This window comes from Bradyrhizobium sp. 2S1, from assembly GCF_011516625.5.
GTDB lineage: Bacteria > Pseudomonadota > Alphaproteobacteria > Rhizobiales > Xanthobacteraceae > Bradyrhizobium > Bradyrhizobium septentrionale.
Map to the genome: position 1 here is coordinate 1,136,786 of NZ_CP147717.1, position 24,072 is coordinate 1,160,857.

19 protein-coding genes and 5 pseudogenes are annotated in these 24,072 nt (G+C 59.0%); 8 read left to right on the forward strand and 16 right to left on the reverse strand.

The window, feature by feature from the left end; genetic code table 11:
- Positions 1 to 31 precede the first annotated feature (31 nt).
- Positions 32 to 436: a hypothetical protein gene (locus HAP54_RS05540; protein ID WP_166299024.1), complete on the reverse strand. Its 405-nt coding sequence runs from the start codon at positions 434 to 436 to the stop codon at positions 32 to 34.
- A gap of 640 nt (positions 437 to 1,076) precedes the next feature.
- Between HAP54_RS05540 and HAP54_RS05545 the strand changes: the two genes are divergently transcribed.
- Positions 1,077 to 1,595, forward strand: coding sequence for a hypothetical protein (locus HAP54_RS05545; protein WP_166299025.1), 519 nt, complete (start codon positions 1,077 to 1,079; stop codon positions 1,593 to 1,595).
- A gap of 230 nt (positions 1,596 to 1,825) precedes the next feature.
- Positions 1,826 to 3,382, forward strand: coding sequence for an ISL3 family transposase (locus HAP54_RS05550; RefSeq protein WP_166299026.1), 1,557 nt, complete (start codon positions 1,826 to 1,828; stop codon positions 3,380 to 3,382).
- A gap of 141 nt (positions 3,383 to 3,523) precedes the next feature.
- Here HAP54_RS05550 and tnpB (HAP54_RS05555) read toward each other — a convergent pair whose 3' ends face one another.
- From tnpB (HAP54_RS05555) to HAP54_RS05595, 9 genes and pseudogenes are all read right to left on the reverse strand, one after another.
- The gene (gene tnpB / locus HAP54_RS05555; RefSeq protein ID WP_166293650.1) at positions 3,524 to 3,718 is read right to left on the reverse strand and encodes an IS66 family insertion sequence element accessory protein TnpB; all 195 of its coding nucleotides are present in this window, start codon (positions 3,716 to 3,718) and stop codon (positions 3,524 to 3,526) included.
- A gap of 33 nt (positions 3,719 to 3,751) precedes the next feature.
- Entirely contained in the window at positions 3,752 to 4,978 is a 1,227-nt protein-coding gene (ltrA, locus tag HAP54_RS05560; protein ID WP_166306448.1) for a group II intron reverse transcriptase/maturase, read from the reverse strand.
- A gap of 561 nt (positions 4,979 to 5,539) precedes the next feature.
- Positions 5,540 to 5,758, reverse strand: a complete 219-nt coding sequence (tnpB, locus tag HAP54_RS05565) for an IS66 family insertion sequence element accessory protein TnpB (protein WP_166299027.1) — start codon at positions 5,756 to 5,758, stop codon at positions 5,540 to 5,542.
- Complete coding sequence (gene tnpA, locus HAP54_RS05570; protein ID WP_166205105.1) at positions 5,755 to 6,156, reverse strand: IS66-like element accessory protein TnpA; 402 nt, start codon at positions 6,154 to 6,156, stop codon at positions 5,755 to 5,757. The genes tnpB (HAP54_RS05565) and tnpA overlap by 4 nt, the downstream gene beginning before the upstream one ends.
- A gap of 189 nt (positions 6,157 to 6,345) precedes the next feature.
- Positions 6,346 to 6,861, reverse strand: a pseudogene (locus tag HAP54_RS05575) (IS110 family transposase); the annotation flags it as partial.
- A gap of 189 nt (positions 6,862 to 7,050) precedes the next feature.
- Positions 7,051 to 8,180 (reverse strand): IS3-like element ISRj2 family transposase gene (locus tag HAP54_RS05580; protein WP_166204126.1). Its coding sequence is split into 2 segments (ribosomal slippage): positions 7,051 to 7,928 and positions 7,928 to 8,180, totalling 1,131 coding nucleotides; the frame shifts between segments, so codons are not numbered across the junction.
- A gap of 94 nt (positions 8,181 to 8,274) precedes the next feature.
- Positions 8,275 to 8,553: pseudogene (locus tag HAP54_RS05585) on the reverse strand (IS110 family transposase); the annotation flags it as partial.
- A gap of 56 nt (positions 8,554 to 8,609) precedes the next feature.
- Positions 8,610 to 9,941, reverse strand: coding sequence for a group II intron reverse transcriptase/maturase (gene ltrA / locus HAP54_RS05590; RefSeq protein WP_224496640.1), 1,332 nt, complete (start codon positions 9,939 to 9,941; stop codon positions 8,610 to 8,612).
- A gap of 476 nt (positions 9,942 to 10,417) precedes the next feature.
- A pseudogene (locus HAP54_RS05595) lies at positions 10,418 to 10,666 on the reverse strand (IS110 family transposase); the annotation flags it as partial.
- 224 nt (positions 10,667 to 10,890) lie between these two features.
- Here HAP54_RS05595 and HAP54_RS05600 point away from each other — a divergent pair.
- The 3 genes from HAP54_RS05600 to HAP54_RS05610 all read left to right on the forward strand — a co-directional run bounded on the left by HAP54_RS05600 (position 10,891) and on the right by HAP54_RS05610 (position 14,710).
- Positions 10,891 to 12,044, forward strand: a protein-coding gene (locus HAP54_RS05600; protein ID WP_166295259.1) for an IS3 family transposase whose coding sequence is annotated in 2 segments (ribosomal slippage) — positions 10,891 to 11,140 and positions 11,140 to 12,044 — 1,155 coding nt in all. Because the reading frame shifts where the segments join, the coding sequence is not laid out codon by codon here.
- Between the two features lie 330 nt (positions 12,045 to 12,374).
- Positions 12,375 to 13,504 (forward strand): IS3-like element ISRj2 family transposase gene (locus HAP54_RS05605; protein WP_166204126.1). Its coding sequence is split into 2 segments (ribosomal slippage): positions 12,375 to 12,627 and positions 12,627 to 13,504, totalling 1,131 coding nucleotides; the frame shifts between segments, so codons are not numbered across the junction.
- A 678-nt stretch (positions 13,505 to 14,182) separates the two neighbouring features.
- Positions 14,183 to 14,710 (forward strand): PRC-barrel domain-containing protein, encoded by a 528-nt coding sequence (locus tag HAP54_RS05610; RefSeq protein WP_165127171.1) that lies wholly within the window; start codon positions 14,183 to 14,185, stop codon positions 14,708 to 14,710.
- Between the two features lie 1,354 nt (positions 14,711 to 16,064).
- Here HAP54_RS05610 and HAP54_RS05615 read toward each other — a convergent pair.
- A complete protein-coding gene (locus tag HAP54_RS05615; protein ID WP_166204319.1) occupies positions 16,065 to 17,129 on the reverse strand; it encodes an IS630 family transposase in 1,065 nt (354 codons plus the stop codon).
- Between the two features lie 75 nt (positions 17,130 to 17,204).
- On the opposite strand from HAP54_RS05615, the gene HAP54_RS05620 reads away from it, so the two are divergent.
- Positions 17,205 to 17,885, forward strand: a complete 681-nt coding sequence (locus HAP54_RS05620; RefSeq protein WP_166299029.1) for a Crp/Fnr family transcriptional regulator — start codon at positions 17,205 to 17,207, stop codon at positions 17,883 to 17,885.
- A 600-nt stretch (positions 17,886 to 18,485) separates the two neighbouring features.
- Here HAP54_RS05620 and HAP54_RS05625 read toward each other — a convergent pair.
- The 5 genes and pseudogenes from HAP54_RS05625 to HAP54_RS05645 form a co-directional block, all read right to left on the reverse strand.
- Complete coding sequence (locus HAP54_RS05625) at positions 18,486 to 18,620, reverse strand: hypothetical protein (protein WP_283843081.1); 135 nt, start codon at positions 18,618 to 18,620, stop codon at positions 18,486 to 18,488.
- Positions 18,621 to 19,209: 589 nt separating this feature from the next.
- The gene (locus tag HAP54_RS05630; protein WP_166299030.1) at positions 19,210 to 19,398 is read right to left on the reverse strand and encodes a hypothetical protein; all 189 of its coding nucleotides are present in this window, start codon (positions 19,396 to 19,398) and stop codon (positions 19,210 to 19,212) included.
- A 188-nt stretch (positions 19,399 to 19,586) separates the two neighbouring features.
- A complete protein-coding gene (locus HAP54_RS05635; protein ID WP_166299031.1) occupies positions 19,587 to 19,730 on the reverse strand; it encodes a hypothetical protein in 144 nt (47 codons plus the stop codon).
- Between the two features lie 110 nt (positions 19,731 to 19,840).
- Positions 19,841 to 20,173 (reverse strand): hypothetical protein, encoded by a 333-nt coding sequence (locus HAP54_RS05640; protein ID WP_166299032.1) that lies wholly within the window; start codon positions 20,171 to 20,173, stop codon positions 19,841 to 19,843.
- A gap of 553 nt (positions 20,174 to 20,726) precedes the next feature.
- Positions 20,727 to 21,601, reverse strand: a pseudogene (locus HAP54_RS05645) (IS3 family transposase); the annotation flags it as partial.
- 172 nt (positions 21,602 to 21,773) lie between these two features.
- Here HAP54_RS05645 and HAP54_RS05650 point away from each other — a divergent pair.
- Together HAP54_RS05650 and HAP54_RS05655 are read left to right on the forward strand one after the other, a co-directional pair.
- A pseudogene (locus HAP54_RS05650) lies at positions 21,774 to 23,119 on the forward strand (IS1380-like element ISBdi2 family transposase).
- Between the two features lie 341 nt (positions 23,120 to 23,460).
- Entirely contained in the window at positions 23,461 to 24,033 is a 573-nt protein-coding gene (locus tag HAP54_RS05655) for a hypothetical protein (protein WP_156929135.1), read from the forward strand.
- Positions 24,034 to 24,072 lie beyond the last annotated feature (39 nt).

Sequence of the window (24,072 nt, forward strand, 5' to 3'; positions counted from 1 at the left end):
CCCATCGTAGCGCCGACAGCTTGCCGTTTGATCATGCCCCATTCGAAATCGTCCCAAGGGCCGAGCTGCTCCAATCCATATTTCTGCTCGACCCTGCGCGCATTCTCTCGGCTCCCTCCCATATTCGGCGATGGATGCGGAGGCCGAACGGGTCTTTCCCGCGCTCGGCGTCGCTATCGATCAGCGTTGCTTCGCCGCTCCTCAATTTCTCGTTCCAGACCTGATGTCGATTGTACCAGACCTGAGCGAGTAGCTTTTCGATGGCTTCTGAAATCTCGACGTAGCGGCGCGGCGGCTCAAACCACGTCTGCTCAATCATGATGTCCGAGAACTCTTGCGGCCGAACTCTGTTGAGAGCATCTCCGAGCTTGGTGAAGTAGTGGGACTTACTCGAAAAGAACTTCGCGATATCAGGATGTGGCTTCTGCTCATCCACTCCCATAAACGAGCAAACAAGCTCCGTTCATTGTCCAAATGTCATCGCCCATTTCTTTTAATTATGGGGTCGAAGGTTCGAGTCCCCTCCGCGCTCACCAAGCAAAGACAGCAAGTTATCGTTAGTTCTGATCATTCTTGTTTCCCAGATTTCAGAATTGGGAAGCGATTGGGAAACATCGCGAGAAGCAATTAGAAATTCCCCGGCGCTCGTCAATACAATCAAGCGCCGGTGGGTCGAGGCTTGAAGAAAGGCGCTACAGCCCTGGCGAAGGGCTGCCGCCCCAAGTAGTTGATGGCGCCCGCGCCCCTGAAGCCCAAAACCTACCTACGCTCTGCAGTAGGCCGGCAGCAAAATGGGGCCGGTCGCTGCGTTCCGATTAACGGCATCAGCCGCTTATGAAATTCGTATCTATTTGATAAACAATGATTTTTCTAAATCGATACCCACAAACATGTGGCGACCGACTCTCAAGGGCACTGGGACAGCATTGGGATTGGGAATTTAACCGACTGTCCCTGGCATCCTCATTCTATGATATCGGCCAATAACTTAGCCGCCTTATTCTGGGCAAATTTCGGCGGAAGCGTGCGGTTTTTCGGAAGTCTACGGTTCGCTGCGTTGGTTCAGGAGCCATTCAATGTGGATCCGGATTTTGGCGGTTGGAATATTTGGCCTGGCCGGAATGGGTGCGGTTGCAGCGTTGGGTAGGAATCCCGCGCCCGCAGCGCTCACGACGGCCTCCTACCCCGTGGCGGAGACGTCGACCAAGGGCGACCGACTTCCATTGAAGGCCGAGGCCGACACATTTGGGGTCATCGTCGCGAGGCCCGAGCAGGCGGACGACGAGGCTCTCCCGGTTTTAATGGATGCACCCGCGGTAACGACAGCCGCGCCCACGCCGCCCGTCCAAATCGCTGTCACGCCCCGTCCGACCGAACAGCGGAAGAAGGAGCCGTTAAAGATCATTTCTCGACACTGGCATGATCCCGCAGACACCAAATACAAATTGACGAAGCGAAAAGCGGGTGCCGAAAACAGCTCACCGCCAGTACGGCCCGAAACGCCTCAACAGGCCAGCGAGAAGAAAGACTGCAGCCAGAGCGGATTGGACACCTTCCTGCGGTCAATCAATCTAAAATCTCGATGCGCTACATAAGAGCTATTTGAAGAACGCCCCTGACGCGGGCGGCGCGCCGAGGTCGCCATTCTAACTCCCGGCCGAGGGGGCCGGGAGCATTTCGTCTATCGCTCAAAAGCCACTCGTTCCTGCCCTTGGGCGTACTTTTCTGAAGAGTGCCTGTCAATCGGCGTTCAAATTTGGCTCTGACTCACTTTTGATGCAGTTTGGGGGATGCGTGGCGCTTTGATTGGAGGAGAATCAACGCCATGCAGCAAGCACTCCACCGCTCCAGTCTGGTGCCGCGTGGGTTTGTTGTAGAGAGTGCGTACTACGAAGGTGATAAGGCCATTATTGAGATCCGGGCGTCCGGAAGCGTCGGTCTGTGTCCCTTGTGCGGAACAGTTTCCCGACGTGTCCATAGCCGGTATCGGCGACGCGTAACTGACCTCCCGCTTTCGGGGCGGATCGTACAGCTCCTGGTGGTCGCCCGCCGCTTCCGCTGCGACGCCGTTCTGTGCGGGCGCCAAATCTTTACTGAGCGCTTCGCCGAAGGGGTGCTGGCTCCATCAGCCCGGCGCACAGCGAGGCTGGACTCCATAGTCCATCACCTCGGTCTGGCGCTTGGCGGACGACCGGCGGCAGGCTTCGCAAAACGGCTGATGCTGCCGGTGAGCAAGGATACGCTCCTTCGCGTGGTTCGACGCCGTAGCCGTCCACCAGCTGACCCGCTCAGGGTTATCGGCATTGATGATTGGGCATGGCGGCGCAATCACCGATACGCCAGCATCATCTGCAACCTGGAAAGGCGCCGGGTGGTCACCCTGCTGCCGGACCGTGAGCCCGCGACCGCCCAGGCCTGGCTCGCTGCTCATCCCACGATCGCGATCGTCGCCCGTGACCGCGGTGGAGCATATGGCGAAGCCGCGGCAAAAGCCCTGCCGCACGCGGTACAGGTCGCAGATCGTTGGCATCTGATGGAGAACGCCAGTCGGGCCTTCCTCGATGCCGTCCGAAAATCGATGCGCCAGATCCGCAGCGCAATCGGAGCAACGACGATCGATCCCGAGCTGCTAACAGCTGCGGAGCGTCTCCAATATGAGGGCTATCTCCGGCGCGAGGAGGCCAACGCGACCATCTTGAGCCTGTCGAAAGGTGGGATGCCGATCAAGCAGATCGTGCGCCAGACGGGCCACAGCAGGGGGCTGGTGCGACAGGTTATCCGCGGCGAACGCCATGATTTCTTCCGGACCCGGGAGAGTTCTCTCGATCAGCACCTGCCATGGCTCGACGATCAATGGGCAGCCGGTTGCCGAAACGGCGCTGAACTTTGGCGCCACTTACGGGCGCGCGGTTTCCGAGGCTCCCTTCGTGTTGTCGGCGAATGGACGACTCGTAGACGGCGGGCCGAAAAGACTGATGTCGAAACTCTTCATCGGATTCCATCGGCCAGAACGATCGCTCGCCTCATGACCGTCGGACGGGATACGCTATCGAAGGCAGAGACGGTGACGGTCGCGGCGGTAGAAGCTGGCGTGCCACCCCTGGTCGAGGCACGCGAAATCATCGCCGAATTCCACTTGATGATTCGGCGCCGAGCCGCCGGCGAGTTGTCACAATGGATCGAGCGCGCTCGCGCCAGTCTTGTCGCATCGTTCGCCCGCGGCGTAACGAACGATGAAGCGGCGGTTCGGGCGGCGATCACCTCGCCTTGGTCGAACGGACAGACTGAGGGTCAGATTACGCGCCTCAAGCTCGTCAGACGCCAAATGTACGGCCGTGGCAAAATCGATCTGCTTCAAGCCAGACTAATCGGCGCAGAATAAACGCAGCTGCACCAAAACTGCGACAGAGCCAATATTGCAGGCCGAATGACACACTGACAAGGTCCGATGGAAGATCGTCCGGCTTTGATATCACGAAGCCATTGAATCAGATCAAGCAGCAGATTCAAACCTGCAAAACGACTAACCGACCCGCGTCGGACGCTGGGTTTCTTGAGGGTTGCGCCAATCGATCCCGGACAACAGATAGCTCAATTGCGCCGGAGAGATCGTTACCGATTCACCGGCAACCGATGGCCAGATGAACCTTCCTCTCTCGAGTCTTTTGGTAAACAAGCATGCTCCCTGGCCATGGTGAGTCGGCCCCGGGGGTTGCACCCGGAGCCGCTCTCCGAACCGTACGTGACGCTCTCACGTCATACGGCTCTCAACAAGTAACGAGGCAGAACTCAACATCGCCCAATGAGCGAACAGCTTCGGCCTGCGGCAGCGGATCAATCTGAGCCAGGTGGAGGCTCTGACTTTTCCATTCTTCAGCCCTTTGTATTTGCGTCGCGCCCAGCGGTTAAGAGATTCGTCGACATATCGATACAGGTTGTGCATTTCTGACCGCCCATATCTGCCGTAGTACTGCCTCCATCCACGAAGGACGGGGTTCAGTTCCAAGGCAATTGCGTCGACTTCCGTCTGCGAGCGAAGCCTGAGGCGGAGCTGCCGGATCGTCATACGCATAGACGTCATCGCCGCCCTGCTGACCGCTGGCGAGAACGTACAGAAGTTTTCTTTCTTCTGATGGTTTCTTGCCCTGCGCGGTCGAAAGGTAAATCCCAGAAAGTCAAATGACTGACTGGCATGGCTACCCGGGCGATTGCTGTCTTTGCAGTAGACGATCTTGGTCTTGTCGGGATGCATTTCGAGTTCGCATTCCTTAAACCTTGCTTGCAGCGCCGCCTTGATGGCTTCCGCTTCAGCCTTGGTTCGGCAATGAACGAGCCCGTCGTCCGCGTATCGACACCACGGCGACTGCGGGAAGTTCCGCGCCATCCATGTATCGAACGCATAATGCAAGAACAAATTGGCAAGGACGGGACTGATCACGCCGCCTTGGGGTGTGCCCCGGTCGCGAGCGGTGATCGCTCCGTCTCTGTCTTGCATCGGCGCTGTTAGCCAGCGTTCGATGTAGAGCAGAGCCCATTCGTCTTGCACATGCTTCCTGACGGCCTTCATAAGCAACTTGTGGCTGATATTGTCGAACAGGCCTTTGATGTCGAACTCCAGCACCCAGTCCATCCTCCAGCACCGTTGCCGGGTGACGCCGACGGCGTCCAGCGCGGATTTTCCGGGCCGGTAGCCGTAGGAATCGGGAAGGAAGATTTCCTCGAGTGCTTGTTCAATCTGCAGCTTGACGACCGTTTGCGCCACGCGATCTGCTACTGTCGGCACACCTAGAATGCGTTGCCCGCCGTTCTTCTTGGGAATGGAGACAGCCCGAACGGCAGGTGGAAAGTAGCTGCCAGAAGACATTCGATTCCAGACCTTGTAAAGGTTGCCCTTCAAGTCCTTCTCAAAAGCTTCGAGCGACACCTTATCCACGCCGGCCGAGCCCGCATTGGCTTTGACCAATCGGTAGGCCTTCATCACTGTCTGCTTGTCGATATCGTACTGCTTACGTCCGGTTACACTCACATGTCCTCCTGCTCATCACAGTTGCATATGGGAGCAACCCACTTGTTTCGGCCCCTTCGCTCCAGTCCCATTACAGCACCTTCATCACTACTACGAGCCGATCCGCCCCAGTGTTGTGCTTCGGTACTCTCGTCTCGCGGTGTGCGCCGCTTGAACTTCTCCCTTGGCATCACAACGACTGGTTCCTGCAGTTCTCTACAAGAGCCTGTATCCAGATCGCGTCCCCTAAACGCCGGTCGCCATCCGCGCAGTAATCCAGGCGCCTCACGGATTGATCTCAGGGATGGCACGCGCCCCTGATTTTGGCGACGCCTTAGTAATTTTCGACGCGTCATCGGAAGATTCGCTTTCGCTCGCCTTCTGGATACTTACCTGCCCCGTACACCCGGGACTTTTGCAACACTTGCTCATGACCGCGCCTTTTAAGCGAAGCCACAGTGTCGTGGTTTTGCATCTGCGCCTGAAACGCCGATGCAGGAGGGCCATCCTCCATCTCTAATAAAGCTGTACGCATTAAATTCGGTTATTCACCTCCTTCATGCTCTGCAGCACACCGTGCCAGATCATCTTCACAAGATCGCTGCGGCGACCGCGGAAGACGAACAGATGACCGCTGAGCGGGTCTTTGCGCAACACCTCCTGCACTTGGAGTGCCAACGACGGAAGGCCTCTGCGCATATCCGTGTAGCCTGTCGCGAGCCACACTCGCGCGCCTGTCGGAACCGGGATCATCGGCGCACCAGGGCATCGAGAACTCGCCGCAGCGCGTCTCCATCAACGTCACCGTCGACCCGGATGCGGTGTCCGCTACCGAGATCAATCTCGATGATGCCCTGGCTCCTCCGTCGACGCGCCGGCGCCGTCGTCAATGGCGCTTCGGCCACATCCCGCGGCGGCACAGACGGCCCAATCTCGACCGGCACCAACGGCGCTACACTCGTTTCACCGTGCTTGCAAAGCTCTTTGCGCCACCTGAACAGCTGGCTCACATGAAGGCCGGCCATGCGAGCCACCTCGGAAACAGTGGCTCCGGGCTCGAACGATGCTGCAACTAGCCGTTCCTTCTCATCCTGTGACCACCGACGCCGCCGCTCGACCGATGTGATCACCTCTGCCCGCGAAATCGTCATAGCGCTCTTCTCCTAGGATTACCCCTAGGACCTGCAGCGCTCGCGTCCGTCAAACAAGGCGGCCCTCAATGGAGGGATACGCTCCAGGCACGATGAGTACATCTGGTTCTTCCGGCCCCGTCTCGCCGACTGTTGCGCCATACCCTCCTTCGACCGACTACACCTCTGACGACCTCTGGCCCGCCAAGATCACGCCTTGGCGGCAACCGGAGCTCTGTAGTTTTCGCACTTGACGAGTAGCGCCCAGACGATCCGCGCCATCTTGTTAGCGAGCGCGACGGTTACCAGCATCCGCGGTTTACGAGCCAGCATCTATTCGAGCCATGAACCCCTTGGCGCACCGCGTTTGCTCGCCTGTTGCACGACCGCGCTGCTGCCGATGATGAGGAGGCGCCTGAGCGTGCGTTCGCCCATCTTGGATGTCGCACCGAGCTTCTGCTTGCCGCCTGTCGATCTTTGAAGAGGCGTGAGACCCAACCAAGCGGCGAAGTCACGCCCTTTGGCAAAGGTCTCGGCCGGCGGTGCTAGAGCGGCGATCGCGGTGGCGGAGATTGGGCCAATGCCGGGAACGGTCATTAGCCGGCGCGATACTTCGTCCTCGCGAGCACGTCGCGCGATTTCCTGGTCGAGGTCCGCGACCTTGCCATTGAGATCGGTCAGCAGGTCCAACATCAATCGGAACATGGCGTGGGCCGCTTTGGGAAGGCGAACTGGCCATCTCTTCTTCCTCGATCAGGTCGGTAAGCATAGAGCTGGCGCCGGTTGTTTGGACAGCGCCCCGCGGGATTTAAGTGGATTCCTGCCGGGTTATGCTGAACGCGGGGCCTTACGATTTTGTCGTTGCGTCGGGAGGGCGTAGCCCGACCAGAGCGACGACAAAATCGTCGGCGACGGTCATGCGGCCATCACCATAGCTTGCGTGCCGAAGTAAGCCTCGTCGGGCGTGCGCCCGTCAAGGCTCGAGTGAGGGCGTCCCTGATTGTAGAAGGCCAGATACTTGGCAATTGACGCTCGCGCCTCGGACACGCTGTCGTAGGCGCGGAGATAAACTTCTTCGTATTTGACCGTGCGCCAGAGCCGCTCGACAAACACGTTGTCGCGCCAGGCGCCCTTGCCGTCCATGCTGATGGCGATCTTCGCGTCCAGCAGCACATCGGTGAACTCGAGGCTGGTGAACTGGCTGCCCTGGTCCGTGTTGAAAATCTCGGGCCTGCCGTGCTTCGCCAACGCCTCCTGGACCGCTTCGACGCAGAAGGCCGCCTCCATTGTGATCGAGACGCGATGGGCCAGGACCCGTCGGCTGAACACATCGACGACCGCCGCGAGATAGACGAAGCCACGCCGCATCGGAATGTAGGTGATGTCCATTGCCCACGCCTGGTCGGGCCGCTCGATCTTCAATCCGCGCAACAGGTACGGGTAGATCTTGTGACCCGGTGCCGGCTTACTCGTGTTCGGGCGACGATAGACCGCCTCGATCCCCATGCGCTTCATCAGCGTCGCGATGTGGCGGCGACCGGCGTATACGCCCTCCCGCCGCAGCAACGATCGCTGCATACGCGCTCCCGCGAAGGGATAATCGAGATGCAGCTCATCGAGCCGACGCATCAAGGCAAGGTCCTCGGCCGAAACTGGCCGAGGTTCATAGTAGACCGTGCTGCGAGCCAGCTTCAGGACCTTCGCCTGGCGCACGATAGAAAGATCATGACCGCGGTCGATCATCGCTTTGCGCTCAGCAGGCCCGCCTTGGTGAGCGCGCCGGACAAAAAATCGTTTTCCAACGCCAGCTCGCCGATCTTGGCATGTAACGCCTTCAAATCGACCGGCGTCTCGGCCGACGCCTTGTCATGCCCAAACACGCCGGCGGCGCCTTCCAGGAGCTGGTTTTTCCAGATCGTGATCTGGTTCGGATGAACATCAAACAGTTGCGCCAGCTCCGCCAGCGTCTTGTCGCCTTTGACCGCAGCCAAAGCAACCTTCGCCTTGAATGCCGGAGAATGCATCCGGCGGCTCTTCTTCGTCATCTTCGCTCCTGATTCGCGGCAAGAATCCTCGCCGCTGTCAGGCAGAAAATCCACTCAAGCTACTGTCCGAATTTGCGGAGCCAGCTCTCATCGCCACGTGCGACGGCCCCTTAGGTGCGACCCAACCATATTCAGTGAGGTGTCCCCGGATCGCGTTGATGAGCTGCGTTCGCTGCCGCACTAACAGGTCACGGGTCCGAAACACCAGACCCGCCGCCTGTTGCTGTTCGCTCTTCACGGCCACAAACCGCATGCTCGGCCGCTGCGCTGCTTCGCAGATCGCCTCGGCATCGATCGCGTCATTCTTTTGCCGCTTCAGTAGAGTCGAGGAGAGGCGCGGTGATGCGCTTGGTGCGCGTTCCGTTTCCTCTCCCCGCTCATCAAACCGGACGTGCAGTTTTCCCGCATCCGGCTTTCCGACAGGTTTTGTCACAAGGCGCACGTCGGCGACACTTTGCGCACGCGGTTCAGCACAAGTACGCCAGGGTTCCCATGGATCCGATCAGAGAACCGTCTGACGCCACGTCCTGGCGTCTTATGTCGTCTGCGCAGAAAGGCGAGCACGCGGTCGAAGACGTGTCGATCAACGGCCTGATGAGCCGTAGCAAGAGAGCCATAGCTGAAGTAAGCGGACCAGCCGCGCAGAAGGCGGTTCAGTCGTGCTTGTACTTCGGGCCAAGCGCCCTTGTTGCCCGGCGTCAGCAGTACGCTGACCTTCCTCTTGATCCGCAGCACGCTTTTCTTGGACGGAGCCGCGCCAAGATACCACCGTCCCCCATTGCGGAAGCGGCGGGGTCCGAGCGTGTACCCAAGGAAGTCAAAGCTTTCCAATCGGGCATTCTTCACCGAGGTTTTAGTCTCGTTGAGCGTCAACCCAAGCTTGGTCATCACCGCTTTCGTCCACGTCAATGCCTCCTCCGCGTGGCCGCGGCTGAGAATGACGAAGTCGTCGGCATAGGAGATAACCTGGGCATGGAATGCTTCACGCCGACCGCTGAGACGCCAATGCTTCAGGAACCGGTTCATGTAGATGACGGAGAGCAGCGGACTGATGACACCGCCCTGTGGCGTGCCACGCTTGTTGCTCTTACCGCCGCTCATGCACCGTTTCCCGTCGCTATCCCGCTCCTCGACCGGTACTCGCAGCCATAACTTAATCAGCCGCAGCACATTCCGGTCAACGATGCGTCGGGCCACCGATTTGAGGAGGTCCGAATGCGGGATCGTGTCGAAGTATTTCGACAGATCGGCGTCAACAACGTCCGTGTAGCCCCGGCACACAAGCCGGTGCACTTCCTTGACTGCATCGACCGCGTTACGACGCGGGCGATATCCATAAGCACCGTCCTCAAAATCCGCCTCGAAGATCGGTTCCAGCACGATCTTTGCGGCAGCTTGGACGACCCGGTCCCGGATTGTTGGGATACCGAGTGGACGTTCGCCGCCGCCGGGCTTCGGGATCATCACCCGCCGCACCGGATCGGGCCGGTAAGTCTTCGTGACGAGTTCATCGCGCAGGCCGGCCAACCATGCTTCGAGTCCCGACGCGTCGATTTGCTCGAAAGTTGTTCCGTCCACTCCTGGCGCACCCGCGTTGGCGCGGGCCAGCTTGTAGGCATGGCTCAGAATGTCCTCGCGGCAGATCTTGTCGTACAGCACATAGAAACGGAAGGCAGGCTCCGCCTTCGCCTTGCAATAAAGCTTTCTCTGAAGGCTCCTGATCTTATCGGGCGTTTGTAGGCTCATCGCCAATCGACCCATTCCCTCGCCATCTTCAAAAGCGCACCTGAAGTCAGGGTCCTTTCCTCCGCCGGAATTACCCGGTTTCATCAGTACTACGACCCTGTCCGACTCCCGTCCGGTCCATCGACTACTCGATGCTGAAGGCGCGACCTTCGACCAAGACGGGTCTCCCCCGATTACCCGCACTACCTTTCCGGCGTGCCGTGCCCATTACCCCGGTGAACCGGACAGGTGCATGCGTCGATTGCTTCCCTGTCAGCGCGGCCTTCCCCGCCATACGATCGGGTCGGCATTCACATCGTAACTTTCGAGGCGTGCTCAGGCTTCACTCACGTTACGGCCCGCTGGATTGCTCGGCCGCCAAAAGCGACCTTTGTCACGAGGCTTCGATCCGTCCGATTGCTCGTCCAAACCGCTCGTCAGCTACCAGATCAATCGACAATTCTCTGGGTGGATCCTTCCTCCACTGGTAATGCGCGCCGTCGGGGCGCACCAAACGGCTTTACGTAGGCGGGAGGGATCAGCCGAACTTCATGGCCAAGCTGGGCGAGTTGACGGGCCCAGTGATGGGCTCCGCCACATGCCTCCAGAGCTACCGTGCAACTCGGGTGGGCTGCGAAGAAATCCAGCAGCTTTCCTCGGCTGATCCGTTTGCTGAATATAGCTCGCCCTTTCCCGTCTGCTCCATGAGCGTGGAAAACATGCTTGGCGATATCCAGACCGATTATGATAACCTCTGACACGGACGCCTCCCTTAAGTGGTGCTCAACACCTCCACTTTGGCACATCGATGCCGTCGGGCGGGGCGTCCACCCCATCATAAATCCGGATGTCCGCTTTCGAGAGGTAAAGCGGACACGCGGTCCGACCGCAGGGATGGCGCCTTGTGACCCGTTTCGTTTCGGAGTGAGCTGCTGCCGGTTTGATGGACACCGAGATTAGGTGTTTCATGAAGCCGGAGGTGGCGATGAAAAGACGGAAGTTCAGCCGCGAGTTCAAGGTCGAGGCGGTCAAGCTGGTGCGGGAACGTGGGGTGTCGGTGGCGCAAGCTGGCCGTGACCTGGATGTTCATGAGAATGTTCTCCGCAAATGGGTGAAGGAGTTGGGCTCCGACCCGGCGCAAGCCTTTCCCGGCCACGGGCAGATGAAGCCGGAGCAGCAGGAGATCGAGCGGCTGCGCCGTGAGGTCGCCAAGCTGAAGGCCGAGCGGGATATCCTAAAAAAGGCCGCAGCCTACTTCGCGAAGGAAGCGACATGAAGTTCGCCTTCGTCGCGAAGCACCGGACGATCTGGCCGGTGGCATGGCTATGCGATGCGCTGGGAGTGTCGCGGTCGGGCTTCCATGCCTGGCTGAACCGCTCTCCCAGCGCCAGATCCCGCAGCGACGAGGAGCTCGGCGGCAAGGTCAAGGCCAGCTTCGCCGCCAGCGACCGCACCTATGGCGCACGCCGGGTGTGGCGTGACCTGCTCGCCGACGGGGCGGATTGCGGCCTGCACCGGATTGAGCGGCTGATGCGCCTGCAAGGCTTGCGGGCGCGGCCGCGACGTCGGCGCTTACCGAAGGACAGCGGCGATCGACAGCTCGAGACCGTACCGGCGAACCTCCTTGACCGGCAGTTCGCCGCCGAGCGGCCGAACCAGAAGTGGATCGCCGACTTCACCTATCTCTGGACGGCCGAAGGCTGGCTCTATGTCGCAGCGGTGATCGACCTGTTCTCACGCCGCGTGGTGGGCTGGTCGATGAGTGCCTCCATGACGGCACAGCTCGTGACGGACGCATTGTTGATGGCCGTCTGGCGGCGCGGCAAGCCGGATGCGCTGTTGCATCACTCCGACCAGGGCAGCCAGTACACCAGCGAGCAGTTCCAGCGCCTGATGGCCGACCACGGCATCGTTTGCAGCATGAGCCGCTCCGGCAACGTCTGGGACAACGCGGCGATGGAGAGCTTCTTCTCCTCGCTCAAGACCGAGCGTACGGCCAACAAGATTTATCAAACCAGAGATGAGGCACGCGCCGATGTGTTCGACTACATCGAACGATTTTACAACACGACCCGCAGGCACTCGACCATCGGCTATCTCAGCCCGGTTGAGTTCGAGCGCAAGGTGGGATTAGCTTAAGCGGGTGTCCATCAAACCGGCAGCAGCTCAAGGTCGCGGCCCAATACCTCGGTGGTACCAAGGTCGCGCCGAACCGACTAGCTATGCGGCGATGAGCTCACCCCAGCAATTCGTGTGCTCAATCCTCATAGATCTGTTGCACTTCAGTAACTCCATTCCAGTCCAAGAGGCTGTAAAAGTTCAGCTGGGCGCTGGAAGTGACGGCATGTTTGATGTGTATCTAAATTATAAACGCGACTATCAGAGCTGGCTCCGCAAATTCGGACAGTAGCTTGAGTGGATTTTCTGCCTGACAGCGGCGAGGATTCTTGCCGCGAATCAGGAGCGAAGATGACGAAGAAGAGCCGCCGGATGCATTCTCCGGCATTCAAGGCGAAGGTTGCTTTGGCTGCGGTCAAAGGCGACAAGACGCTGGCGGAGCTGGCGCAACTGTTTGATGTTCATCCGAACCAGATCACGATCTGGAAAAACCAGCTCCTGGAAGGCGCCGCCGGCGTGTTTGGGCATGACAAGGCGTCGGCCGAGACGCCGGTCGATTTGAAGGCGTTACATGCCAAGATCGGCGAGCTGGCGTTGGAAAACGATTTTTTGTCCGGCGCGCTCACCAAGGCGGGCCTGCTGAGCGCAAAGCGATGATCGACCGCGGTCATGATCTTTCTATCGTGCGCCAGGCGAAGGTCCTGAAGCTGGCTCGCAGCACGGTCTACTATGAACCTCGGCCAGTTTCGGCCGAGGACCTTGCCTTGATGCGTCGGCTCGATGAGCTGCATCTCGATTATCCCTTCGCGGGAGCGCGTATGCAGCGATCGTTGCTGCGGCGGGAGGGCGTATACGCCGGTCGCCGCCACATCGCGACGCTGATGAAGCGCATGGGGATCGAGGCGGTCTATCGTCGCCCGAACACGAGTAAGCCGGCACCGGGTCACAAGATCTACCCGTACCTGTTGCGCGGATTGAAGATCGAGCGGCCCGACCAGGCGTGGGCAATGGACATCACCTACATTCCGATGCGGCGTGGCTTCGTCTATCTCGCGGCGGTCGTCGATGTGTTCAGCCGACGGGTCCTGGCCCATCGCGTCTCGATCACAATGGAGGCGGCCTTCTGCGTCGAAGCGGTCCAGGAGGCGTTGGCGAAGCACGGCAGGCCCGAGATTTTCAACACGGACCAGGGCAGCCAGTTCACCAGCCTCGAGTTCACCGATGTGCTGCTGGACGCGAAGATCGCCATCAGCATGGACGGCAAGGGCGCCTGGCGCGACAACGTGTTTGTCGAGCGGCTCTGGCGCACGGTCAAATACGAAGAAGTTTATCTCCGCGCCTACGACAGCGTGTCCGAGGCGCGAGCGTCAATTGCCAAGTATCTGGCCTTCTACAATCAGGGACGCCCTCACTCGAGCCTTGACGGGCGCACGCCCGACGAGGCTTACTTCGGCACGCAAGCTATGGTGATGGCCGCATGACCGTCGCCGACGATTTTGTCGTCGCTCTGGTCGGGCTACGCCCTCCCGACGCAACGACAAAATCGTAAGGCCCCGCGTTCAGCATAACCCGGCAGGAATCCACTTAAATCCCGCGGGGCGCTGTCCAAACAACCGGCGCCAGCTCTATCTGCTCGTGGTCCCGAGGGGGAAACCGATCCCGATCCACGAAAACCCGGGCCGATGGCGGAAGAAGAAAGCCAGTAAGCGACGAGATCAAGTTGACCGTGCAAAAACACGGTTACTACCGACGCAAGCTGGGCAAAGCTCAAAACTAGCCCTTCAGCGGCAGGGGCTCCACGCAAGCATCGTGGCTCTCTCATGCGTTCGGAGCGCGCCTTCGTCTTAGGCGGGCTTGGGAACTGCTAGGCGGTCCCCATCAGTTTCTTGAAAGCCGAAGACTTCAAATTTTCTAGGTTGCGTTCGCCGGCTCCGCTGCCGTTTTGCCGAGTCATGCGGCGCGGGCTGCCGTCCCTAACTGAACGGTATTGCTGTTGGCGGGATCGTCCCGTGTCCGCAATCGCGCCGCCTTGGGTCGAGCGCGATTGTGTCACGGAACAACGTCAGTTCAGAGACCTCACCAGCACGGATAACTTCCGTTCCATCACTGGAACCAAACTTTCCGCGCCCTGTTGTTCCCCTAACCAATGGAGGAACATCATGATTTCGAAATGCCTTGCAATCGCATTCCTTGCTACTGCGTCGATGACCGGCGCGGCGTCGGCGCAAGCCACGAACCAGGTGGATTCGACTACCACTGCCACCACGCACAAGGTGGGTGAATGGCGCGCGTCTAAGCTCGCCGGCGTGAATGTGTACAATGAAGCAAACGAGAAGATCGGTGATATCAACGAGGTGATCTTGGATAGGTCAGGCAAGGTGGCCAATGTCATTCTGGGTGTGGGTGGCGTTCTCGGCTTGGGCGAACACTACGTGGCAGTCACCTTCGATAAGCTGAAGTGGGTTGACCAACCGGTGACCTCGACAACTGCGTCGACAACGTCCGCCCCAGCGAATGCTCCTGCAGCGACTTCCGCTCCAGACAGCACCACGCGAACCACGACCGGTGCCGCAACTACGACCACGACAACCACCACCACTAGCGCCAGTAAGAGTTGGTACCCTGATCACGCAGTGCTTAACGCCACTAAGGATGAATTGAAGGCCATGCCGGAGTTTAAGTACTAACTCTCGCCTGCGATCCGAAGCCGCCCCCCACCGGGGCGGCTTTTTGTTTGAGTGGCCGGATCGATGACGCGTCCGTTGCTAGGGGGCGCCCTCTCTTTTCGCCACCATCGGAGCCATTGGTTTTGACCGGATTGTCTGTGCGACATTCTGACCAATATGAAGGAGTCCTTTGGGCGAGCGCAGCAACCAATAAACTTTTTCTGGCGATGATCAATTTTATACAGACGGCGCCGATCTATCCTGCACTTAATGGCCGATTGCCGGTCACGACGCATATTAGCAATCAGCCCGACGCGGTCCGTCGGGCTTTTGCAGATGAGTGAGTCGACTTGGTGTGTGACAACATAGAGTAGATGCAATGAGAGCTTTCTCAATTGTCGGACTGCTGTTTGCAGCAGTGGTGTTGGCGACGGTTCCGGTCTCGCCGCAGGTGACACCGCGCGGCTTGGAGTTAAGCGTTGATCAAGCGCAGGCCTACACGTACCGGCGTGCTCGCGTGACTGCGCGTCGTGTCGACCGTCGCGTGTACCGCCATACGCGTCGCGCCGTGCGGCGTGGCGTTTATTAACGGAGCGAGATGGGCGCTGGTCGAGTGAGCCGCGCCGACGAGGTGATTGAGTCACTGCAGTTCATGGATGTCGTTTGCCGCACTTCATGAGTCCGAGTTGTGGCCCATAGGTAGGTATGACCACTGGAATGTCGGCTCTTCGAGGTGAACCGGAAGTCCGCGGTTCGGTACCCACAATATAATGACCCGGAACAAGTGTTGTTCGGGAGTCTTAACGCTGCTTGGATCGCCTTCCTGCCCACGGCGTCCTGCTTAGACGGCTTCAGTGTCCCTACATTGGGGCCGTCTTGCTGAACGAAATTTTCAATAGTGGTCAATATTGACCAGCCCGAATTGTTGCGTCGGGCAAGACTAGCTCCATCGCCGTCCGCAATAGGCAGTTATCGGCGACAGAGAGATCAGCAATGCTCCCGCCAAATACGGGGGATGCATGATGTCATCTATCCAGCCAAATCCACTATACAGCCGCGCGGAGATCGGAATTCTTCCGTGCTCCAGGTGTGGCAAGCCTATGCGGTTGGCTTGCATCGAGCCTGCTCAACCCGGTCATGAAGTCCGTACCTTCGAGTGCCCGGAATGCAAGACGACTGGAAGCTTTGCAGTTGCGATCTAGCCGCCACTCTAGGCGGTGTCTGCGACCTGTTGGGTCCGGCTCGGGCTTGGTCTGCTGACCGCTCGATTAGCTTATCGGCAGCCGGGTACTCCCATCCTGGCTGCGAAAAGCTGCCATGGTACGGCACTTTTACTTCGAACGTCGGCGGCTGAATGGTAAGCTAGTACCCAGAATCAGAGCTGAGTGATACGGCGGCCTTTGAAACGGCGTTGACGGACCTTTTTCTTGGTCCAGACGAAGGGCTCGGCTCTGTCGTTGTATGCGTTGACGTAGGCATCGATGTGCTCCTGAAGCTGCGTGAGGCTTGTGAAGGAGGTGCCGCTGAGCGACTGCCCCTGCAAGATCGAAAACCATACCTCGACCTGATTGAGCCAAGACGCACTTGTCGGCGTGAAATGAAATTGCACGTTGGGGTGGGCCTTGAGCCAATGCTCGTTCTTCTTGTGGGTGTTGAGGTTGTCGAGGATGACGTGAAGCTTCCGGTTCGGAAAAGCCGCGGTGACGCTGTTCATGAAGTCGAGAAACTCGACGCGGCGTCGGCGTTTTGAATGCGCCGCGATGATCTTTCCGGTGGCGACTTCGAGCGCCGCAAACAATGTTGTGGTGCCATGCCGCTTGTAATCGTGGCTCTGGCCGGTCAAGGCGCGGCCATTGGGCAACTTCAGATAACCCTGCGCTCGCTCCAAAGCCTGGATCGAGGGCTTCTCGTCCACGCACAGCACAATGGCCTTCGCGGGCGGGGCGACATAGAGGCCGACAACATCGGCGGCTTTGGCCGTAAAGTTCGGGTCGTTGCTCTCACACCAGGACTTACGAGCCGCGAGGTCAATCTTGTGGCTGCGCAGGAACCGCCAGACATATTGGACGTCAACATCGCCCAGCGCCCCGGCCAGCAGGGGCCCGGTCCAGCGTGCGAACCCGTCCGGCGGCGGCTTGTCCAGCAGCTTCAGAATCCGCTTGTCGGTGGCCTTCGTATAGATTGGCTGCTTGCCCGGTCGCGGCTTGTCTTGCAGCCCTTCAAGGCCTTGGTCGGCATAGCGATGCCGCCAAAGGCTGACAATCCGCGGCTGGACCCCAACTTCCTTGGCGATCGACCGAGTGCTGCGTCCATCCGCCGCCAACAGAACTATCCGCGCCCGCTTCAAATCGCGCTGCAACGTCACCGGGGAGCGGCAACACGCCTCAAGCACCTTGCGATCTTTCCTCGAAAGGTGGACTTCTCTTGCTTCGGGTATCATCCCGACCTTGAATCACGACTCACGCTTTAAGAACAGTAGGTACTAGGTGTCCCACCGCGCGGGACGAAACGGGACATGCCAGAAAATACCAACCACGCAATATTTGATCCTAAGGAGTTTCTCGCCAAGTTAGGCGAAGGGAAGACCATCCTCGCGTTTCGCAAGGATGAGATCGTCTTTGCGCAGGGCGACGTGGCAGATACGGTTTTTTATATCCAGAAAGGCCGGGTCAAGGTTGTTGTCATATCAGAGCAAGGCAAGGAAGCCGCGGTCGGCATTCTGGAGGCCGGCCAGTTCTTTGGCGAAGGCTGCATGAACGGCCATTCGCTGCGTATCGCGACGACGACAGCGATGGAGGAATGCCTGGTGACCGCGATAACGAAGACCGCCATGGTCGCGGCATTGCACGATGAACCCAAGTTTTCGGAGGTGTTCATAGCCTATCTGCTGACCCGCAACAGCCGGATTGAAGAGGACCTGATCGATCAGCTCTTCAACTCCAGTGAAAAACGATTGGTGCGCCTGCTGCTCCTGCTGGCGAATTTCGGCAAGGAGGGCAACCCTCAACCGATCAGTCCGAATATCAGCCAGGAGACATTGGCCGAAATGATTGGAACGACGCGATCCCGCGTCAGCTTCTTCATGAACAGATTCCGCAAGCTCGGCTTCATCAGCTACAACGGAAGAATCGAGGTCAACAGCTCATTGCTGAACGCGGTCTTGTACGACAAGCCCGAGATCAAGCGCGAATTGTAAAACGATAAAATTGCGCCTCAACGCCAACCGTCGCGTCGTTAGCGGCGACTAAACTCTTCGCGCCGGACATCGCACCGGCCCTTCCCGTACCTGGACAAGGGCACACCTGCTGAATATGGCGCCGCCCTCAAGCACACCATCGCGCAAGGCTGGCTGGAGATCTCGAGAGCGGGACGTACGTGAAGATTCTCCCGGCCGGAAACGACCTGTTCGCCTGAAAAGAAAAAGGACCGCGTCACGCAAATGAGGATCCTTTAGAGCACCTTGCGCGTTGAGGCTCCATCGAGGGCTGAACCGGAAGGTGGATTATGAGCTACGTTCCTCGGGATATTCAAAGAAAGTTCGAACGGCGGTGGGCCGCTAGATTTGCGCGGCCAGTGGAAGCGCGCCGGCCCGAAAGGCATCAATCTAAAAAGCCGGATCAGCCCCTCGCCGCTTCCTTCAAAACCCAAAGAAAAACCGCCGAATTGAACCGGCGGCCTTGAGGCGTGCGAGCGCGGACCGTAAGCGCACCGTTGTACCGCTTGCCAGCTGGCAGCTGTTGGTCGAGCGGTCGAGAAAGCGCCGCAGATGAAACCTCTTCGCGTTCGTCACTCGGCCTTACTCTTTCGGTTCGGGATGTAGCTTGCGCTTCTCGGCTTCGTACTGCTCAATCAAAAGCGCGAGGCCGTCTAGGGTCAGTTGATCCGTGATCCGCATCCTGAGCGAACGGTAGTGCGCGATCTTCTCATCCAACTCCGCGCACTTGTTACACATAACCGGACTTCCGAACTGACACCAATAACGAAAACCCAATTCAATTTGAGTTAGTTCCGCCATTGGCTCGCGCAACCGATTACCTGGTTGCCCCGTAACTTGGGTGTCGGCCCATTCTTCCCGTTCCCTCAGAGGACTGTCGTAAGTCTGATGTCAGCCAGAGATGTTAGATACGGAACTCCCGACTAGTGAAGGATTTCATCTATAGGACAGCGGCACTCACTTGATCAGCACCGTCGCCGGTGCCACATCATACCCCATCGGGAGATGAAGCGGATTGTGTATTCGTTGTCGTCGGCTGCGGTGTCCGTGGAGGTTGTGACAAGGGAAGCCAAATCCGGGATACGTCGGCCCCGACATACAGGCAAGCATCGACTGCCTCATGCGATGACGCATCCACTGCTCATTCAATGAAGGTTGTGCGTCCTGTGGGTGGCAGGCTTGGGCTACGTTCGAGCACCGCTCGGCGCAGCAAACCTCCACGCAAACGCAACGCAACGGCACAAGCCGCTGAGGGAAACCTTGGCGGCTTTTGCGTGTGGCCAGATTGGACTAGCGAGCAGAGAGGTTATCGGAGCGCGCGCACGTAACCGATCATCTCTTCGGTATCATCAGTGTCTTTGAAGAGTGTCCTCAGCAGCCGCCACAATTCGCGGTGCCCGGCTGTTTGGCCACCTTGCTTGAGATAGTCCGCGATATCCATTGCGGCGGTTTGCATGTCAATCGTACCGCTGACGCGTGCGTCGAAATCCGCCACCTCGCGCTCGACATACAAGCTTTTGGTGTCCGTATCGAAGACCAGCGCGCACCGATCCGCGTGGGTGACCTCAGGGCCTCTAACTTGACGGTACAACTCGCGTCTTAGGAGGGCCATGTTTAACTCCTGACGATGATGGTTTCCGACGGCAAGCAAAGCTTTTTCAGCTCAACTGGGCTGCGACGACCTCACTGCGCCACGTTCGGTCTTAGCCTCTTGGTGTGGAACTCAGCTTGATTGGCATCTTCTTCGGCCAGTAACTCGCGGAGCGTGGCGACCTTCCGCGCATGGTCTCGATGGCCAAGAGTGCTTTTGAAGATAAAATCCGACATGGCTCACTCCTTCGATGGAGCCAGCTTCGATTTATGCTGCACCTCGGAAAAGCAAATAGCGAGTCAAATGTCGGCTAGTCAAAACAGTCCAACATCGGGCCCGCGCCTCGTTATGAAGCCTCGTCAACTAGCCAGGCGCGCGCCCGGCCTTTGCGATGTCCGTTGACAGCGACCTTACTTCGCGGTGGACGACGACCCTTTTGTTGATTCATTTCGCGAAGAGCACGAGCAAAAAAGTCGCGGGCTACCGCATCTAAGCGCGTCGTGATTTGTTCGCTGGACTCCACAGTTGTGACGCCTTCTTCAATTCTTTCGGCTTCGCGAATGTAATCCATAGATAGTTCACGCAAGCGCTGGACTTCAGCGTCATCGAGCAAGGGTGCGATTTGTGCCAAGAGGTGCTGTGCACGCGCGCATGCGCGTTCGTTTCGAGTGCCATCCATGATAGCCTCCAAAGGAGATTCAGTTTTTGAGTTTTCTGATCAGTTCCCCGGGTCCGAACAGAGGCCGTTGAGATCGGCTCGCAAGATCAAGTAAGCTAAACGCGGGCTATTGTGTCTGGTTCCGGACATTGCGGATTCTTTCGAAAGGAACAGCGGTTCTGCTGCGCTCAAGCGAGGTCGCGCAATTTGACCGCTGGCCTCCATGAGGTAATCCGACGCAGTTGATCTTTCGCAAGCACCCGGTGCCCCTACCAGTGATAGTCGTTTTTCAAGTCGCTTATCGCGTTGTCCCGTTGAGGCTTGCAGGTAGTCCGCAATCCGCGAGATCAATCCGAGGCGTGATCCGTCAGTGCGGGAGGACATTTCGACCGCGCCGTTTGATCGCGAACTTGAGCTAGCGGTGGTAGAACGCGACTCCCTGCATGCATTAGTGTTTGCTTGCCGTCGCATCTTTTGTGGCTGGATCAACGCGCAAACCAATCAGCGCGTCACTGAGCTGGCTCCGGTTGTCTGAACAGATTTTCCGCGTCGATAAGTGGAGCCTCTGCCATGGTTAGGCTGCCAAGCGGAGTGGCAGCGGGTTAAGTAGGCTTGATCGGGGGTGACGCCGTCAAGGCTCGAATGCGGGCGCCGACCGTTGTAGAAGTCGAGGTATCGGCCGATCGACGCGAGGGCCTCGCTGACGCTGTCATAGGCCCGCAGATACACCTCCTCGTATTTGACGCTGCGCCATAGCCGTTCGACAAACACGTTGTCCCGCCAGGCTCCCTTGCCGTCCATGCTGATCGCAATGCCGTTGTCGGCGAGCACGCCGGTAAAAGCCTGTCCGGTGAACTGCGAGCCCTGATCCGTATTGAAGACGTCCGGCTTGCCGTGACGAGCCAGGGCATCCTGAAGCGTCGCGACACAGAACGCCGCCTCCATGGTGATCGATACGCGCCACGACAGCACGCGGCGGCTGAACCAGTCGAGCACAACCGCCAGATAGACGAAGCCTCGCGCCATCGGGATGTAGGTGATGTCCATCGCCCACACCTGGTTCGGCCGCGTGATCTCCATCCCGCGCAGCAGGTACGGGTAGATCTTGTGGCCCGGCTCGGGCTTTGTCGTGCGTGGACGGCGATAGAGCGCTTCTATCCCCATCCGCCGCATCAACGTCTTCACATGCCGACGGCCGATCTTGCACCCATCGGCAGCCAGCAGCCCTCGCAACATGCGAGAGCCGGCAAAAGGGAACTCCAGATGCAGCCGGTCGAGGCGCTGCATGATCGCAAGGTCGGCGTCCGGCACCGGCCGCGGCAGGTAGTACACGCTGCCGCGGCTGATGTTCAAAGCCTCCGCCTGCCTGGTGATCGACAGCTCGTGCTCACGGTCGATCATCGCTTTGCGCTCAGCAATCCCGCCTTGGTGAGCGCTCCTTCTAAAAAACTATGCGCGGCGATGCGCTCCCCCTGTGGGATAGAAACGGACCGGCGCTAGCCCGTCTTATTCGTCAGAGTGCGCCTGAGAGGCTGGCGAGCGTGGTGTAAAGCGCTGATGCGGCGTAGGATTCGGTTGCAAAGCCAACCCCATCACCTCAACCGCGAACGCCAGGCCCGCCATGACCGATGATACGATTCTGCCCTTCTCGTTTCCAGCCGTTCACGCCAAGAAAGTCACAGCTGCCTTCGATGGCGGTCGGCTGACCTCGAACGGGGGCGTGATGCTTCTGGCGATGGCCGAGCGGCGTCTCGGCTTGGCCGACAATTTGGCCCGGGTGTTCCCGGATCGGCGCGATCCGACGCGGGTCGTGCACAGCCTTGTCGATATGTTCCGCGCGCGCATGTTCGCGATCTGCTGCGGCTACGAGGACGCCGACGACCTCGATCATCTGCGGTCCGATCCCGCATTCAAGCTGGCCTGCGGACGGCTGCCGGACACGGGTCGCGATCTGTGTTCCCAACCGACGCTGTCGCGGCTGGAGAATGCTCCGCGCCTGCGCGACGTGATCCGACTGACCTACACTTTGGTCGACGCATGGATGGATAGCTACCCGCGCGAGCCGGCATCCGTCACGCTTGACATCGATGATACCTGCGATGTCGTCCACGGCCATCAGCAGCTCTCGCTGTTCAACGCTCATTATGACGAACGCTGCTTCCTGCCGATCCACGTCTACGACACGGAGAAGAGCCGGCCCGTGGCGGTCGTGTTGCGGCCCGGCAAGACGCCGGGCGGCGTCGAGGTGCGTGCCCATCTGCGCCGCCTGATACGGCATATCCGGACGCGGTGGCACAACACGCGAATTACGTTCCGTGGCGACGGGCGCACTATGCTCGGCCGGAGGCAATGGCGTGGTGCGAGACCAACGGCATCGACTACATCTTCGGTCTGTCCGGCACCAAGCCGCTCGCCAGAAAACTCGACGAGGCCGCCGACGACATCCGCACGCGACGCGCCATCGAGAACCTGCCGGTTCTGCGTGGCTATACCGAGACGCGCCACAAGGCCAAGTCCTGGGATCGCGAACGGCGTACCGTCGCCCGTATTGAGGCGACGATGCTCGGCCTCGACATCCGTTTCGTCGTCACCAGCCTCGATGTCGGCTCGGCCGAGTGGATCTACGACAGCCTGTATTGCGCGCGCGGCCAAGCCGAGAATCTGATCAAGCTGCATAAGACACAGCTCGCCTCCGATCGCACCAGCTGCCGTTCGGCGCTCGCCAATCAAGTCCGCCTCGTTCTCCACACCGCCGCTTATTGGCTGATGCTGACCGTGCGCGACGCGATTCCCAAAGCCCGGGAATTGGCCACAGCCGAGTTCGCGACGCTGCGTCTTCGTCTCTTGAAACTCGCTGCCCGTGTCGTCGAGACCACGAGCCGCATTCGCCTTGCGTTTGCCGCGGCCTGTCCCGAAGCCGACCTGATCCGCGGCTTGCCAGGCGCGCTGCTGCCGCTCGGTCCTTGACCGGCGGGGCGTCCGCCCCCCGTTCGCCCAACCTACACCTCAAGCGCGTTGCAAAGTACGGGTCGGTCAGGCGGTGAAAAGCCGAAGGCAATCCCGCGCGCCTCGTCAGAGCAGATGTGCGGCCACATCAATCGGACTAAAAAACGCACTCTCACGAATAGGACGGGCTAGTGGTTCCTTACGCGGACCATAGTGACGAAGTTCACGTCACGCCTCAGAAGGTGCCCGGCACAATCGAGCATGCAGAAGGGCAATCCTTCGTACTGCACTATCGAGATGTAGGCGGAAACCTTAGCGTTCGCGCGATTCGCGTTTGGAGTATCCGTCACACGGATTTTGGAGTGCCAGTCCTGGTCGCAAGGTGTCATCTTCGCAAAGCAACGCGCTACTTCCGAGTTGATCGCATCGATGCTGTCGCGGATTTTGATGGAGTTGTGATCGAGCCAACCAGCAAATTCCTTAGCGAAACGTTTGGCGTGATCTGGCCGCCATCTGACGCGGAGATTGAAGCGGCCAACGAATTTAAGATGAAGTGGACTCGATTGAGGGCCATGTGCCGCGAAAGCGGCGGGTTGCTCTTAACCGCCGTTGGTTTGGCTGACGGAGAACTCATTCCAGATGAGGTCGGAGTTATACTTGATTTTATGGGGACGTGCTGTGCTCGTTCGCAGTTTGAGTTGAACGGAAAGGATGAGGATCGTTTGCGTCTCTACATTCGCCGGCTTCGGCCGACCACAGAATCGATAGATCGCGCAGTCGAACATCTCGCACGAGGCAATTCAGGTCACATGGTCGCCACGCTATCGGCATGCGCAAAAGTGATGGAGGCGGATGGCAACATAGACCCGGAGGAGATCAAAATGCTCGACGGATTCTCGCGGTCCATGACCGGGCTTCCGTTGCAATATCCATAACGGCGAGGAACCGTTCTTGCTGCCGACGCAGAAGACCAG

Excerpts from the sequence above, each read along its gene's own strand:
- HAP54_RS05610 (WP_165127171.1), top strand. The coding sequence starts at position 14,183 with ATGATTTCGAAATGCCTTGCAATCGCATTCCTTGCTACTGCGTCGATG.
- tnpB (WP_166299027.1), bottom strand. The coding sequence starts at position 5,758 with ATGATCCCGGTTCCGACAGGCGCGCGAGTGTGGCTCGCGACAGGCTAC.
- HAP54_RS05550 (WP_166299026.1), top strand. The coding sequence starts at position 1,826 with ATGCAGCAAGCACTCCACCGCTCCAGTCTGGTGCCGCGTGGGTTTGTT.
- ltrA (WP_166306448.1), bottom strand. The coding sequence starts at position 4,978 with ATGAAGGCCTACCGATTGGTCAAAGCCAATGCGGGCTCGGCCGGCGTG.
- HAP54_RS05620 (WP_166299029.1), top strand. The coding sequence starts at position 17,205 with ATGCCAGAAAATACCAACCACGCAATATTTGATCCTAAGGAGTTTCTC.
- ltrA (WP_224496640.1), bottom strand. The coding sequence starts at position 9,941 with ATGGGTCGATTGGCGATGAGCCTACAAACGCCCGATAAGATCAGGAGC.
- HAP54_RS05545 (WP_166299025.1), top strand. The coding sequence starts at position 1,077 with ATGTGGATCCGGATTTTGGCGGTTGGAATATTTGGCCTGGCCGGAATG.
- HAP54_RS05615 (WP_166204319.1), bottom strand. The coding sequence starts at position 17,129 with ATGATACCCGAAGCAAGAGAAGTCCACCTTTCGAGGAAAGATCGCAAG.
- HAP54_RS05640 (WP_166299032.1), bottom strand. The coding sequence starts at position 20,173 with ATGGATGGCACTCGAAACGAACGCGCATGCGCGCGTGCACAGCACCTC.
- HAP54_RS05635 (WP_166299031.1), bottom strand. The coding sequence starts at position 19,730 with ATGTCGGATTTTATCTTCAAAAGCACTCTTGGCCATCGAGACCATGCG.
- tnpA (WP_166205105.1), bottom strand. The coding sequence starts at position 6,156 with ATGACGATTTCGCGGGCAGAGGTGATCACATCGGTCGAGCGGCGGCGT.